Genomic DNA, 14,917 nt, shown 5'->3' with positions numbered 1-14,917 from the left:
TGATGGAGACAAAACTCGTAAGTATTATTTTACCAATATTTAATATTGAAGATAACTTTTTGAAAAAATGTGTTGAATCACTACTCAACCAAACATACAAAAATATTGAAGTAATATTAATAGATGACGGTTCTACAAACAATATATTTGATGTATGTTTATCATTACAAAAAAGGGATTCCAGAGTGAAAGTTCATAAACAGGTTAATAGTGGTGTTTCTGTAGCAAGGAATAAGGGACTAGAAGTTTCGAGCGGAGAATATATATGTTTTGTTGATCCAGATGATTGGGTCTCTAAAGACTATATATCTGATTTGGTTGAAGCAATAGAAAACACAAATGCTGACATTTCTGTATCTAATTGTTTTATAAATTACAAGGATAACAATCAAAAAAATGATTTTTTACAAGGTGAAAGCAGAGTGCTGACAGGGGCTCAGAAAAATGAGCTGTTATACCAACTAGTAGGGAAAAAACTTTGTAGATACTATCCAAAGGGAATAGCCGCGGGTGTGCCTTGGTGTAAGATGTTTAATAGAGATTTTCTAGAAAAAAATAACTTGGAATTTGTTCCTGGTATGAAGAGAATGCAGGATAATATTTTTTGCCTGTATGCATTCGAAAATGCTAAAAAAGTCGCATATACTAAGAAAAATAATTACTACTACAGAGAAGATGAAAATTCTGCTTCTCATAAGTATTCAACTGATATAATTTCAAACTTTGAAACTTATTTTGATGAGACACTTAGGTTTTTGGATAAATATGGTAAGGAAGATTTAATGTATCAGGCTGTCTATATGAAGGAACTTACAAGTTTTAATTCTTTTTTTGCTAGGTATTTTTTTAATGAAAAAAATACAAAAAAATTCGGTAACATTAAGAATGAAATTGAACAGTTACTAGAAACACCAAGGTATAAAAATGCACTTGCTAATATAAATTACAAACTTTTGAACAGCCAAGAAAAAATTTTTGTGTTCTGTTTGAGGTATCGCCTTTTCCGAATTCTTAAACTACTGATCAGATTGAAAAATAGATGATATAATGTTGGTGTTATAGAAATTCGAATAGAGATTAAGGTCAGGTCAAGAGATTAAAAAAATCAGAATTGGGAAATTGTAATTTTTATTTTTATGGTAACTTTATCGAGAATTATTAATTATTTTAATAAAAGAGGATGAATTTAATTGAAGAACAAAGAGAAATGTGAAAATAGGGCGTTGAGCTGTTTAATTTATATGTCTTTTTTTCTTTTGGGATTTTTTGCCTTGAATTGTACAACAACTGTAAAGGCAAGTAGTTCTTCTTCAGTTAATGTTGCCGTGACACAACAACTTAATAAAGATTATTCATTGCGTGGTCAAAAATATATCAATGGTTCATGGTATTACTTTGATGATAGTACGGGCAATGTCGTAACTGGGTGGAAGTATATAGCCGCTCAGAAAAAGACGGTCTATTATGCTGCAGATGGTAAAATGCTGTATGGACAACAGCATATTGGTGGTAAGTGGTACTATTTGAATGATACCACGGGTGCAGTTACGACGGGTTTCAAATATATTCAAAGTCAACGTAAGACAGTTTACTATGCAGCAAATGGACAGTTACAATATGGACAACAGCATATCAATGGTTCATGGTATTATTTTGATGATATTACGGGTGGTGTTGTAACTGGGTGGAAGTATATAGCCGCTCAGAAAAAGACGGTCTATTACGCTGCAGATGGTAAAATGCTGTATGGACAACAGCATATTGGTGGTAAGTGGTACTATTTGAATGATACCACGGGTGCAGTTACGACGGGTTTCAAATATATTCAAAGCCAACGTAAGACAGTCTACTATGCTACAAATGGACAGTTACAATATGGGCAGCAACATATTAACGGAAAGTGGTATTATTTTGACTCGGTAACTGGGGCAATGAAGACAGGTTTTCAATTAATAAAAAATCAGAATAAAATTGTTTATTATAATGCCGCAGGGCAAATGTTGTATGGCCGTCAAAAAATCAATGGAATTACTTATTCATTAAATACCGTAAGTGGAGCTTTAAGTATTTCGAATATTTCCTTGCAATTAGCTGAAGCGAATTTTGCACAAAAAACGAATCAAACAATTGTTACTGTTGCTAACTATAAGAAGACGGCAAATGTATATCTTTATCAAAAAGATACAAATGGAATATGGTCTCAAGTAATAGCTACGTCTGCTGGACATGTTGGATATAACGGGCTAGGGAAGACATATGAAGGGGCTGGGAAGACTCCTCAAGGGGCGTACACACTTGGTACTGCATTTGGAAGCCATGCAAGTGTAAGTACTGGTCTATCCTATCGACAAGCAGATAGTCGTTCTTACTGGATTGAGGATGTAAACGATTCAGCTTATAATACATGGCAAGAGAGAAGCTATGCTAAAGCTCCAAGTGAACATTTACTGAGTTATCCAACGCAATACGAGTATGGAATAGTCATTAATTATAATACTAATCCCGTTGTAAAGGGTGCTGGTTCTGGATTTTTCGTACATGTCTCAACTGGTGGTTCGACGGCGGGGTGTGTTTCGGTACCAAGATCAGTTTTAATCGCGATGCTTGCCAAACTTAACAAGGGTGCATATATCGTGAATGTTAATACCGAAAGTCAGATTAGTAGTTACTAGAAAATAATAGTAAAATGGGAGTTGTGCAAGGTCACTTGATGAGCATAACTCTTTTTTTATTCGGCCGTTGTTAGAAAGATAAGTTTTTTGTAGGGTTATGTTTTAGTACTGCTAACACTTGCTTTTTATACAAAAAAACAAAAAACTCCGTATGCCTAAACATACGGAGAAAAGGTTACGTGATTAAAAATCACTTCATTTACTTATATAGGGGGAGTAAATGAAAAGTTGTTTTTATATCAGGTTACAAGTGCAATATTATGCTTGAAATGTGAAGAAAATGTGAAGAAAGGCTTTAAAAAGATTTAAAGGAGCACAGTTATGACGGAAATAAAGTCTTTGCACTCATATTGATTATAACGGGAGTGAGCATTAAATGGTAAGAGAGAATGAGGGAAAATTAGGTATTACTTGGCCTGTGCGTGAATTAAGTTGCGAGCAGGAAGAAATTAAAAATGAAGCATTGAATTTTGCGAAGAGTAAGATTGAGGAAAGACAGAAGGGTATATTTGTGATTGGTGGACAGGCTGGAACTGGTAAAAGTGTATTAGTTACAGCTTTGTTTAATGAAATTCAAGCAGCTTGCAAGGATAAAAGTTCAATTTTTAGCGGAACTAATAATTATGTACTAGTTAATCATCCTGAAATGTTGAAGTTCTATAAAAGAGTAGCAGGGGAATCTCCGATGTTATTAAAAAAAACTTTGATAGACCAACGTCTTTTATCAATAGAATTCATAAAAGTGTTGAACAAGTTGATATCGTAATTATTGATGAAGCACACCTATTGTTGACAAAAAAAGATGCATATAATCATTTTTATCAGGAAAATCAACTGCAAGAAATTCTAAAGTATGCAAGGATAGTTATATTGATATTTGACAATAAACAAGTATTGAAAGCCAAAAGCTATTGGTCAAAACAAAAATTAGTTGCAATTTTAGGCGGAGACAATGTCAAAATCAGACATTTGCAGGAGCAGTTTAGGATAGAAGCAAATACCGATGTGCAGAATTGGATCAGTGATTTTTGTAGCGAGAAAATCGATCAGTTACCAGCAAAACAAAAATTTGATTTTCGTATAATGAATGATGCAAAAAGAATGTACGAATTAATAAAAACTCATGAGAAAACTGTGGGACTTAGCAGATTGTTAGCGACATACGACTTTCCCTATCGTTTAGATGGAAATGATTATTTTGTAAAGGCGGGAAATCTGAGTCTGCGTTGGGATAGAAGCAAACCACAAGAATCTTTGGCATGGGCCGAAAGAGCAGATACTATTGATGAGGTTGGATCAGTTTATACGATCCAAGGTTTTGATTTGAATTATGCTGGTATAATTCTTGGGCCAAGTCTGGGTTATGATGAACAATTGGACAAGATCGTTGTTCGCTCAGAACTTTATGAAGATCAGGCCGCTTTTAATGGGATAAAACACCTGGGCACAAATATTGAAGCAGCTAAAGAGCGATTAATACTGAATGCCTTAAATGTTTTATTAACTCGTGCGAGAAAGGGTCTATACATCTATGCGGTGGACAGCAAACTACGAAAAAAGCTATTACAAAATTAGAAAAAGTGTGATCTAGGTACATAGTTTTATTTAGTAAAGAGTTTATAATATCAACACAGAGGAATCTGCCTCGGCTAAGCTGAAATTTTTAATTCAAAGAAAAATAAACAATTGACTTTTAATTTCTAAGGTGTTTTAATGTAAAATAAATAAAACAAAGGAAGGATCTATTAAATGTGTATTCATACGAAACTCTCAAGTTCATATTATTATGGCTTTGCTTACTTTAGGTAACGTTCGTGTTTCGCGGCACGGACGGGACGTCCGTGTCTGGGTGCGCAAGGTCATTTTTTGCCAGCTAGACGTGTAGTAGTCTAGCTGGTGATATGACTGAATTCTTTGTTGAATAATCGGTTAAAGCAAACCAGCTAGATAAAAAAATCTAGCTGGTTTTTTATTTAGTTTTTTATCACAAAGGAGGATGAATATTATGGAGGCAAGTAAACGAAAGAGACTAACAATTGGGTTATATCTTAACTATTTTGTTCACGGAATAGGTTTGATAATCTTAGCTCAAAACATGCAGGAACTTGGTAAATTATGGGGCCAGCCCCTAGCAGTTGTTTCATATGTTATTTCTGGCGTTGGCATTGGGCGTCTAGCGGCATACCTGCTACTTGGTAGTCTAGCTGATCGATATGGAAGAAAGAGTTTTATCTATATCGGAATTGGTAGTTACTTTATTTTCTTTATTGGGATGTTGCTAGTTAAAGACGTGATGTCCGCATATCTGTTGGCAATTCTGGCGGGGATTGCCAATTCAGCACTTGATTCAGGAACATATCCTGTATTTCTTGAAATGGGTACCAATAATGGAGCTTCAAATATTTTGATTAAGGCTTTTATGTCCGCAGGAGAATTTATCTTGCCTTTAGGTGTCTCTTTTCTAGAGGTCAACAAGTTGTGGTTTGGCTGGTCTTTTATACTTGCTGCTATTATTTTAGTTTTGAATGCAATAATTTTATTTCCAGTGAAATTTCCAGAAAAAAATCTTAATCAAGAAATTCAACAGCAATTATTTGCTCACCTCCCGGCTTGGCGTAGAAAGGGTTTAGCGGTTGTACTTTCTCTTTACGGGTATAGCTCAATGGCTCTGATGATTCTGTACACACAATGGATTAGTTTATATGCTGAAAAACAGCTGCACTTTAGTAATCTGCAGGCACACTTGTTGCTTTCTTTATACAGTATAGGTTCAATTACAGGAGTTGTTATTGTTTTCTTGCTGTTGCGAAAGCATATTTCTGAAACGATACTTTTAATTTCATTGAATGCATTGAGCCTAATAAGTCTGTTGGTAGTTAATTTTACCAATAATAGTTTACTGATTAGTATTGCATCATTGGTGTTCGGAATGAGTGCTGCAGGCGGCATTATGCAGACAGGATTAAATCTATTCTTGAAAGTATTCTCAAAGCATAAAGGCCTAATTACCGGAGTTTTCTTTACCTTTGGTAGTCTAGCATCTTTTTCAATTCCGTTAATTACTGGATGGCTTTCAAAGAACAGTATTAGGTCAGTATTGGAATTTGATTTGTTGATTGCATTGGTGGGCCTCGTGCTTTCTGTGGGTGCCCGTATGTTTTTAGGATCTGAGACTAATCTCGAACAGGCTAGGAAAAAGATTACGTTAATTGATTATTTGGTAATTAAGTTACTTGAATATCGTTTTAAAGAAGTTAAAGTAGTTGGAAAAATAAAATTTTTCAATCAGCAAGCATTTTTAGATGAAAAACGTGAGGAAGCAGTGCTTAATAGAATTTCAGTACAGAGTTCAAATGAGAACTTGACACCATACTTGCAAGATGTCTATCGGCATATTATGAAGAACTCACGAACATATGAGGCAGAGGACTTCGAGAAAGATGATTTAACAAACTAAAGGAGGCTTTTTAATAATGAATTATCTAACAGCTGGTGAATCACATGGCCCACAATTAACAGGGATACTAGAAGGGTTTCCAGCAGGAGTGGTACTTGATATAGATCAGATTAATCAGCAATTATCGGCTAGACAAGGTGGTTACGGAAGAGGAAATCGTCAAAAAATCGAGCATGATACTATTCAAATTGTAGGTGGTGTACGCCATCAAAAAACGCTAGGGTCACCAATTGCATTGATGATTAATAATATTGACCATGCTCATTGGTCTAAAATTATGGATCCAATTAGTGTTGAGACAGAACAAAATACACTAAGAAAAGTTACAAGACCACGTCCAGGACATGCAGATTTAATTGGTGGGATGAAGTATGGACACCGTGACTTACGTAATGTTTTAGAGCGATCTTCTGCACGAGAGACGGCAATGCGTGTAGCAATAGGTGCAATTTGTAAGCAGCTTTTGAATCAATTGGATATCGGTATTGTTGGGTACGTGGAGCAGATTGGATCAGTTAAAGCTTTAGGAGGACGTCCAACTGACTCGGCAGAAATTATGGAGAAGATTTTACAAAACGACTTACGAATTATTGATAATCAAAAAGTAGCTGAAATTCATGAATTGATAGATAGGACTAAAAAGAATGGCGATACTCTTGGCGGAATTATTAGGGTAGTTGTGAATAATTTACCTGCGGGGTTAGGAAGTTACACAGGATGGAACACTAAGTTGGATGCAAAATTAGCAGCAGCAGTTATGGGAGTAAATGCAATGAAGGGTGTTTCTATTGGAGACGGATTTGAGGTTGCCAGTCAATTTGGGAGTCAGGTTATGGATCCGATTGATTGGGACCAAGATACAGGATGGACACGAACAAGCGATAACTTGGGAGGATTTGAAGGTGGAATGACTAATGGAATGCCTGTGGTGGTCTTTGCTGCAATGAAGCCAATACCAACCTTATACAAGGCACTACAAACCGTTAATGTCGAGACACATCTGCAACAAAAGGCTAACGTTGAGCGCTCCGATACAACGGCAATCGTACCAGCTTCAATTGTCATTGAGAGTGTGGTTGCAATTGAATTGGCTAAGGAAATCCTAGCTACTTTTGAGGGAAGCAATATTGAGCGTTTAAAAAAGCAAATTGCTGATTATCGGAAAGAAGTTCGAGAGTTTTAAAATTTTTTAAGAGGAGGCTAACTTGCGAATACACACGCTTGGCCCAAAACAAACTGATAGCTATGCGGCAACAAAATATTATGTTAATCAACATCTAATGAATCAAAGTGTTGAAATTGAGCTGCATACGAGTTTTGAAAAAATAATAGCCCAAATGTCAAAATATCAAGGCGAATATATTGTGATTCCCGCGGCTTTTAAGTCTAAAGAATTAGGTGTTGACTGGGGAGACTTCCACTATCGCAATATTGAACGCTTAAAATTAATTACAAGTTTCATATTTGAAATATCACCACTTGTATTGCTGAAAAATAGCAGATGCAATAGCGGGATAGCCTATACTCACGCTGCATTAGCCGATTTATTGAGACAGGTTGTTGAACCTGCTGAAATAAGATGTGCAAAGAGTAAGTACCTTGCCTATCAAGAGTATTTAGAAGATGGACAATATGTACTTACTAATACTAAAAATATCCATTTAAGAGAAAATGAAATTATTTTAAAAAAATTCAGTCCACAGATGGTTTGGGTAGTATATCAGATTATTAAGGAGTAGCCATAATAATGGAAAAAATTAAGTTAAATGCCTTTCCTACGGGGGGACTACACGGAACGATTAATGTTCCTGGAGATAAAAGTATTTCACACAGAGCATTAATGATAGGTGCAATAAGCGAAGGACAGACAGTCATTAATCATTTTTTATGGTCACAGGATTGTCGCAGTACCTTAAATGCACTGCGACAATTAGGAGTGGTAATTGAAGAAAGCGCAACACAGGTAATTGTACATGGAGTGGGATTTGGAGGTTTCAAGGCTCCTGAACAACCACTTGATATGGGAAATTCAGGAACTACAACTAGACTGTTAATGGGATTACTTGTAGGGACAAATTTTACTAGCAATTTGAGGGGAGACGGATCTCTATCAAAAAGGCCGATGAACAGAGTTGCTGTTCCGCTTTCTAAAATGGGTGCCGAAATTGAAACAACAAAACTTGGAACTCTCCCAGCGATCATTAAGGGGAGTAAAATTCACGGAATTGATATACGGTTACAGGTAGCCAGTGCACAAGTTAAAAGTGCTGTTATTTTTGCTGCATTGCAAGCTGATAACCCAACAACAGTAATTGAAAAGTTGCCAACGAGAAATCATACTGAACTCATGCTGCGTAAATTTGGAGCAGATCTCACAACTGAAAGTGATCAAAAAACAATCAATATAAAACCTAGCGCTAATTTAAGGGGACAAGTAGTCAATGTTCCAGGAGATATATCGTCGGCTGCATTTTTTTTAGTGGCCGCAGCAATTGTGCCAAATTCAAAGGTACTTTTGAAAAATGTCAGTTTGAATCCGACTAGAACTGGAATTTTAAAAGTTTTAGAACGAATGGAAGCAAATTTCAAGGTTGTTTACAAAGAAAACACAGATGAGTGTTACGGAGATATTGAGATTAGCACAAGCAATCTAACCTCAATTAGAATAACAGAAAACGATATTCCAGCATTGATTGACGAGTTACCACTTGTGGCCTTACTGGCAGCGTGTGCCGAGGGAGTAAGTGAAATAAGAGGAGCGGCTGAATTACGTGTAAAAGAAACGGATCGTATTGCAACGGTCACCCAAGAATTAGGTAAATTGGGGGTATTGATTACTGAATTATCAGATGGAATGATAATTCATGGAAGAAAAAACTGGAAAATAAATACAAATGAACTGAATAGTCATGGAGATCACCGTATTGGTATGATGCTGGCAGTTGCTGCTTTGCGAACAGACCAGGAGTTGTATCTTAATGATGCTGCAGCTATTGCAGTTTCATATCCATCTTTTTTTGCAGATTTAAAATCTCTATTGAGAAGGAGTTGATGCAATGAGTACGACAGAAGTTTTTATCAATGGGCTCGGCTTAATTGGTAGTTCACTTGCACGAGCAATTAAAAAAAAGAATGAAGAAATAGTGATAACTGCGGCTGATAAAGATAAAGATACGTTGGACTATGCAATTGCAAATAAAATAATTGATAGAGCTGCGGGAAATTTGGCGGCCGTAAAAACAGCCGATATTATTATTTTAGCAACTCCTGTGGATCAAATTGTCACTACATTGCATGAACTAAGCAAAATGCAGTTAAAAAAGGATGCAATCGTTACAGATGTGGGAAGTACAAAACAAACAGTTTTAAAAGCGGCTAAAGAGTTGATTCAACCAAATGTAACTTTTATTGGTGGTCATCCAATGGCTGGATCGCATAAAGCTGGTGTTACGGCTGGAAGAGCCGATTTATTTGAGAATGCGTTCTATTTTTTGGTCGCACCAAAGGCAAAAGATAAGCAGATAGAAAAGCTACAGTTATTGTTGCAAGAAACAAATGTTAAGTGGTTTGAAGTAGATGCCAGCACACATGACAAATTAGTGGGACAAATCAGCCATTTACCGCATATCATTGCAGCAACTTTGGTAAACCGAACGCAAGATGAATTTGCAGATTCTCCATTGGGGATGAAGATGGCAGCCGGGGGCTTTAAATCAATTACTAGAATTGCTTCTTCTGATCCAGACATGTGGAGTGCGATTTTAAAAACGAATACAACGATACTCACGACTCAATTAGCAAAGTACCAGCAGCAGCTTTCTGAAGTTCAAGATGATTTAAAAAATGGCAACCAAGAAAATCTTTATAATTTATTCTTTCAAGCTAAGAATAGTCGTGATAAATTGAGTAACCAAAAAAAATATATCTTACCAGATTTCTATGATTTATTTGTTAACATACCAGATAAAGTTGGTGCAATTGCAAGAGTAACGCAGTTGTTGGCATGCAATAAAATTAATTTAGTTAATTTGCAGATTTTAGAGATCCGAGAAGAAATTGATGGTATTTTACAGCTGACATTTATGAAAGAAATTGATTATGAGAAAGCAAAAAAAATACTTTCGGGTCAAGAATATCGGATTGTTAAGGGGGAATAGAAGATGGATGCTATCTTGATTGGCTTTATGGGAAGTGGGAAGACAACAATTGGAAGGATGCTAGCCAAGACTTTATTGGTGCCGCATACGGACCTAGATCAAGAAATTGTTGAAAATGCTGGACAAACAATCCCAGAATTTTTCTCAAACTATGGTGAAAAAAAGTTTCGTGAACTAGAACACCAAATCTTATTGAATCAGTTGAAAAAAAATGGAGTCCTCTCAACAGGTGGAGGAACTCCAATTAGTATGCAAAACTTAGAAATATTACAAGCAACAAAGGCGCCTGTGATACTGCTAGAGGCTTCAACAAATACGATTTTAGAACGAGTGGGTAAGAGTAAAGAAAGACCACTTGTAAATCAAATGTCAGTAGAACAATTAGCGGAGCTGCAGTTTAAAAGAATGCCCTTTTATCAAAAATGCGCTAATTTGCGTATAAACACAGATAATCATTCACCACTAGAAATTACTGAACAAATTTACAAGTATTTATCAGTAAACTAATTTACAATAATTAGCTGTTATAGAATCAATAGTTTTCGACCGAATTTTTGAGAAAAGGAGCCTTTTCACGGATAAACGGGATGATAAAGCGATCTAATCCAATTTTTCCAGCATTGTAACCAGCAATAATAATTATAAATTCGAAGAAAATATATTTGGGATTAACTGAGATACTTCCAGCCAATATATAGCTGAAGTTCATCATAAGTGCAAAGAATGTAGCTGTTGTGGTAAAGGCACCAAAAATTAAACCAAGACCAATGAATATTTCACCCCAAACTACTAGAAAATTAAAAATGCCAATATTTGGAGCAACGAAATTTTCTAGAATCGAGGTAAACCACCCGTATGCAGAATGACCTGTCGGATCAAGTACAGGCGTCTTAATTGCTGCGGATATGAATTTTTCAGCGGTAAAATTACCAACTTTTTCAATTCCGGTCATGAGCCACAGGACACCTAAATAAATTCTAATAATTGCTAATAAAATACTGCTTACATTTGAACTGCGTAGCCATTTTATCATTATTATCCCTCCATATTTAATGAATTCGCTTTCACAATGTAAGTATATACAAGATGAATATAATTGTAAAGAAAAGTGAAAAAGTACACAAATTTTCGTTAGAATAGCTGGGTGGCTAATTTTGAATTTTTTGTTAATAAATAGAAGAGCTGGGCCAAAAGTGAAATTTTAACCTAGCTCTTCTATTTATTCCGGATAAACGTGTTCCATAAATCAAAATTTTTCGTCTAACCTCGAACTACTCATAGCAAATTACTTGCTATGTTCGTAATTTCTTGTTAGTACTCAAATTTTACCGACTTATGTCACACTCCCTTTTATTTATTCTGTATAAACATGTTTCGTAACTCGAAATTATCCATGACTTTAAACAACTAAAAATGCGAGAATGAAATAGTCGACTAATTTTTAAAGATCTTCCTTTTCTGATAGGGTAATCACACCAATAGCATTTAATCCCGTATGAGTCATAATTATTGGACTAGTTAGTCTTATCAAAGATGGAACATGGCTGTTTTCACCCAGTATTGTTTTCTTTAGTCTTTCTAAAAACTCAGGTTCTGGATCGACATGCGAAAGAGCTAAATCAATGATTGGATTATCAATGTGGCGCTTGGCAAGCTCTTCGCAAAACTTAACGAAGGTTTTTTTGCTTCTTCCTTTGACAACAGGATCAAGACTTTTATCGCCCAATTCAACAATAACTTTGAGGTTAATTAGTTTTGTCAGGGTACCAGCTAGGCGACTTACACGCCCCCCTTTTACCAAACAATCTAAATTATCAATCAAAACATTAATTCTGGTACGTTTATGAATTTCTAAACAATGTTCTTTAATTTCTTCGAGGCTTTTCCCAGCTGCTAGGTCTTTTGCTGCTGCAATTACCTGATACGCCAGACCACGATCTGTAGATTTACTGTTGATAACAGTTACTTCAGTATCTGTCATACCAGCAGCGGTTTGTGCAGTTGCACAAGTACCACTTAAAACATCAGAAATCATAATTGCAAGAACTGAGCTGCCGTCTGCACCAAGCTCATCATACATTTCCACAAACTTTCCTAGGGCTGGTTGGCTGGTTTTGGGAAATCTTCCAGCACGCAGATGATCAATAAGCTCTTGACGCGAGATATTCTCACCATCTATGAATGTTTTTCCGTCAATCTCAATGGATAAAGGAATAATATTAATCGAATATTCTTGCAATTCTTCAGCTGTGAGTTGAATTGAAGAGTCAGTCAGGATTTTAATGGATTTAGTCATGCTGTATGCTCCTTAGATTTTTAATCTGTTTTTATTTATTAACATTACTTATTTATACTCTTATTATACGCCAAATGGTTTTTAATTCAATGTCACGTAAACTTTGAGTCTAGATAGTTACTAATTATACTATATAAATTATAACAGAAATAAGAGAATCAAGTTATCGATTATACTTAGTAAAATAATAAAAAAAGACACAATCAACAATGACTGTGTCCACTATGATATCTAGAAAGTTCCAACACTTGGGGGAGCGTTAAAGACGTAGATATCATTTGTCATATGAGTTATTAACTCTTACAACAAGGGAAAAGAAAAAGATATATTACTAGGGTATGTAATGAATTATGGAGTAAAAATGTGAATTATTTGTGACGATAATTTTAGTTTTTTTAAAGATTAAAAAATTATAAAAGAGAAATTGTATTTTGAAGTGCCTTTTGGAACATGGAATTGAGGACAACTCCGATACCTAATTCAACTGGGACCGAGAGCATACCGTGTTCAAGTATGAACTCGGATGTTATAACATCCTTAAAATAGTAACGAGAAGATGCTGAAATATCACCGGGAAAGTTCAATCCGTTCAAACTTGCAAGTGCTAGATTAGTTGCACGCCCAATACCAGCTTCAAGCATACCGCCACACCATACAAGGAGTTTGTGTTCCCAGCAAAAGTTTATTATTGCCAATGAGTTTGTTATCCCACCAACGCGAGCAATTTTTAAATTTATTGCTTGGGCACTTTTAAGCGTATATGCTGTTTTTACATCATCCAATGAAAATATATTCTCATCAAGACAAAGTCGTGTTTTGATTCTTGATTGAAGTCTGGAGTGATCAACGAGATCAGTAGTTCGCAAAGGCTGTTCAATCATTACTAGATTAGGTGCAGCAAGTTCAGCTAATTTGGCAGTTGTATTTAGACTGAAACTTGAATTTGCATCAATCATGAAAGTTAGATTTGGAAATTCTTGCAATATCCTTTTTATAATAACAAGTTCTTCAGATGAAGTCACTTTAATCTTGATTCTCTGGTAACCTTGAGAGTTTGCAGAAAAGACTTTATTTTTTAGCTCTGTAAAAGTAGATTTGGCCCCGATACTAATCCCCACTGGAACATTTTGACGATACGTAGTATTCATTTTTTGTGCGATTAGTGCGGCTAATGTTTTCTTTTGAGTTTTTGCAAAAAGATCCCACACGGCTGTTTCAACTGCAGCCTTTGCCATCTGATTTCCCGCAATGTTACTAAAAATATTAGTTATTTCTTCTGGTTGGTTGATTTGGATGTTTTTTAATAAAGGACCGATTATTTTTCTAATAATTAAGCGAGCTGATTCTTGAGTTTCTGGCGTGTAATAGGGTGTAGAAAAAGCTTCAAGTTCGCCGTAGCCCCAAATACCTGCATCATTTTTTAATCCAATAACTGTGATTTCACGTTCTGAAATTGTTTCGTGATTACTGATAAAAGGTGTCTTTAACTGGAGCTTTATTGGGAGCAGGTGCATCTTTATAATTTTCATATACATTCCTTCTTGCGTATTATTGCCAAAATTTCATTAGGATTTTCTAGGTGAATATTATGACCAACACCTGATATGACAAAATGTTCAGAATTAGGAATAAGAAGTTGCATATCGTGTGTAATGCTGCTGAATTTAAAATCAAATTCACCGGCAAAAAGGGTAGTGATAGTCTGCAATGAAGGCAGTTCATCCCAGTAATTAGGCATTTGGCCAGTTCCCATCCCCAGAAGGCTTTTAGATAAACCAGAGCTAGATTGTTGCAGGCGTTGTGTACGTACAAATGTTTGTATTTCGGAAGGTAAGGATTTTTGACTGTTGAAGAGGGGAAGATTTTCCCAGAAATTTACAAAATTGACAAGGTCGTCTTGTTGCAGGTTGAGAGCTAAGTGCTGATCGTTAGCAATCCTAGCCTTGCGGTCAGTACTGTCCTTAATTCCGGCAGTGCTGCTTTCCAGGTAGAGATGATTCACAATACTAGGGTGCCTGAATGTTAGGGCAAGTGCTAGTCGGCCGCCCATTGAATAGCCCCAAACATTGATTTTCTGATTAGTAATTTGTCTGGATAATGTGGCCAAATCATCAGCTTGTTGTTCAATGGAAAAACATTCAATGTTTCCAGTACTTTCAGACTGTCCATGTCCCAATAAATCGGGAATAATAATCATTCCAGGAAGTTTTTTTGCAATATTAAGATATTCTTTGTGTGATCCCATAAAGCCATGCAGAAGCAACCAACAAAATGGTGCAGAACTATTCTTGAATACTGTGTAGTAATATTTCGAAAATTTGGTTTCAAAAAACAT

At 35.7% G+C, this 14,917-nt stretch carries 12 protein-coding genes and 1 pseudogene; 9 read left to right on the top strand and 4 right to left on the bottom strand.

Annotated elements, in window-relative coordinates:
• The first annotated feature begins 2 nt into the window (after positions 1–2).
• From GSM_RS06655 to GSM_RS06615, 9 genes and pseudogenes are all read left to right on the top strand, one after another.
• A complete protein-coding gene (locus tag GSM_RS06655) occupies positions 3–1,043 on the top strand; it encodes a glycosyltransferase (protein WP_010077944.1) in 1,041 nt (346 codons plus the stop codon).
• A 228-nt stretch (positions 1,044–1,271) separates the two neighbouring features.
• Positions 1,272–2,672 carry a L,D-transpeptidase family protein gene (locus tag GSM_RS14560; protein ID WP_162097657.1) on the top strand — a complete coding sequence of 467 codons (1,401 nt, stop codon included), beginning with the start codon at positions 1,272–1,274 and terminating at the stop codon, positions 2,670–2,672.
• A gap of 376 nt (positions 2,673–3,048) precedes the next feature.
• Positions 3,049–4,247: pseudogene (locus GSM_RS14075) on the top strand (DUF2075 domain-containing protein).
• Positions 4,248–4,677: 430 nt separating this feature from the next.
• Positions 4,678–6,129 (top strand): MFS transporter, encoded by a 1,452-nt coding sequence (locus tag GSM_RS06640; RefSeq protein WP_010077940.1) that lies wholly within the window; start codon positions 4,678–4,680, stop codon positions 6,127–6,129.
• A gap of 13 nt (positions 6,130–6,142) precedes the next feature.
• Entirely contained in the window at positions 6,143–7,312 is a 1,170-nt protein-coding gene (aroC, locus tag GSM_RS06635) for a chorismate synthase (protein WP_029327384.1), read from the top strand.
• A 22-nt stretch (positions 7,313–7,334) separates the two neighbouring features.
• The gene (locus GSM_RS06630; protein ID WP_010077938.1) at positions 7,335–7,868 is read left to right on the top strand and encodes a hypothetical protein; all 534 of its coding nucleotides are present in this window, start codon (positions 7,335–7,337) and stop codon (positions 7,866–7,868) included.
• A gap of 8 nt (positions 7,869–7,876) precedes the next feature.
• Positions 7,877–9,181, top strand: coding sequence for a 3-phosphoshikimate 1-carboxyvinyltransferase (gene aroA / locus GSM_RS06625; protein WP_010077937.1), 1,305 nt, complete (start codon positions 7,877–7,879; stop codon positions 9,179–9,181).
• A 4-nt stretch (positions 9,182–9,185) separates the two neighbouring features.
• Positions 9,186–10,286, top strand: coding sequence for a prephenate dehydrogenase (locus GSM_RS06620; RefSeq protein ID WP_010077936.1), 1,101 nt, complete (start codon positions 9,186–9,188; stop codon positions 10,284–10,286).
• Positions 10,287–10,289: 3 nt separating this feature from the next.
• Positions 10,290–10,793: a shikimate kinase gene (locus GSM_RS06615; RefSeq protein ID WP_010077935.1), complete on the top strand. Its 504-nt coding sequence runs from the start codon at positions 10,290–10,292 to the stop codon at positions 10,791–10,793.
• A 25-nt stretch (positions 10,794–10,818) separates the two neighbouring features.
• On the opposite strand, the gene GSM_RS06610 is transcribed toward GSM_RS06615, so the two are convergent.
• From GSM_RS06610 to menH, 4 genes are all read right to left on the bottom strand, one after another.
• Entirely contained in the window at positions 10,819–11,319 is a 501-nt protein-coding gene (locus tag GSM_RS06610) for a DoxX family membrane protein (protein ID WP_010077934.1), read from the bottom strand.
• A 408-nt stretch (positions 11,320–11,727) separates the two neighbouring features.
• Positions 11,728–12,582, bottom strand: a complete 855-nt coding sequence (locus GSM_RS06605; RefSeq protein WP_010077933.1) for a DegV family protein — start codon at positions 12,580–12,582, stop codon at positions 11,728–11,730.
• A 410-nt stretch (positions 12,583–12,992) separates the two neighbouring features.
• Positions 12,993–14,111, bottom strand: a complete 1,119-nt coding sequence (gene menC, locus GSM_RS06600; RefSeq protein WP_010077932.1) for an o-succinylbenzoate synthase — start codon at positions 14,109–14,111, stop codon at positions 12,993–12,995.
• Entirely contained in the window at positions 14,108–14,917 is an 810-nt protein-coding gene (menH, locus tag GSM_RS14070; RefSeq protein ID WP_010077931.1) for a 2-succinyl-6-hydroxy-2,4-cyclohexadiene-1-carboxylate synthase, read from the bottom strand. Before menH ends, menC begins: the two co-directional genes overlap by 4 nt.

The organism is Liquorilactobacillus mali KCTC 3596 = DSM 20444, from assembly GCF_000260415.1.
GTDB classification, from domain to species: domain Bacteria; phylum Bacillota; class Bacilli; order Lactobacillales; family Lactobacillaceae; genus Liquorilactobacillus; species Liquorilactobacillus mali.
Note: the sequence above shows the minus strand (reverse complement) of the source record. Positions and strands in the feature narration are given on the sequence as shown.